This is a genomic window from Paenibacillus sp. 1-18 (assembly GCF_000520755.1).
GTDB lineage: Bacteria > Bacillota > Bacilli > Paenibacillales > Paenibacillaceae > Paenibacillus > Paenibacillus brasilensis.
In genome coordinates this window covers 1-756 of record NZ_ASSB01000283.1, presented here as the reverse complement: position 1 = coordinate 756, position 756 = coordinate 1, and the positions used below count along the sequence as shown (strand labels likewise).

The following is a 756-nucleotide window of genomic DNA, read 5'->3' as shown; positions in this document are numbered from 1 at the left end:
ATGATTTGCTCATGAAATTCGTCGATCGGATTGCGGCTAGCAAGGCTCTCCAAGTGGATGCCTTCGCGAATGTAAGAAACGTATGCCAGATGGTCAGCCCAGAACTTGTCGATATAATAAAGCCGTACCCGCTGCTCCGAAGGGCTCATCGGCGTCCCGCCTTTCAAAATTCCGAGCCGCTCCTCGTATAGAATACGCCGCTGTTCCTCCACCATATCCGAATAACAGTTCAGTTCTTGGTGGATATGGAAGTTCTGGCCCATAATAACGCGCTGAATATGCGCGATTTTGCCGCGGAGTACCGACTCCTCTAGAGCATCATCCTGCCTGAGATCGCGATAGGCGTTCGGAATCACTTTATCGATGCCGAACCGAAGCATCAACTCGTCCTCCAAGCTTACGAAAAATACGGAATCTCCCGGGTCGCCTTGTCGGCCAGAACGCCCGCGCAGTTGGTCGTCGATCCGCACGCTTTCGTGCACATGCGTACCAATCACGTACAACCCGCCCAGCTTAGCGACAACTTCTGCTTGCGTGGGGTTGCCGCCGCCGAGCCGAATGTCGACGCCGCGTCCCGCCATATTCGTAGACACCGTCACGGCGCCAATTTCTCCCGCTTTGGCGATGATTTCGGCTTCTTTTGCGTCGTTTTTCGCATTTAGAACATGGCAAGGTACGTCGGCAACCGCTAGCGCCTTCGCCAGCAAATCAGACTCCTCGACGCTTGAAGTACCAATGAGAATCGGACGTTTCGTC

At 54.1% G+C, this 756-nt stretch carries 1 protein-coding gene; it reads right to left on the bottom strand.

All coding sequences use genetic code 11. The annotated features are described in order from the left end of the window. Window positions 1–756 (bottom strand): preprotein translocase subunit SecA (locus L693_RS28270; RefSeq protein ID WP_442950185.1); only part of this gene is annotated, 756 nt, incomplete at both ends.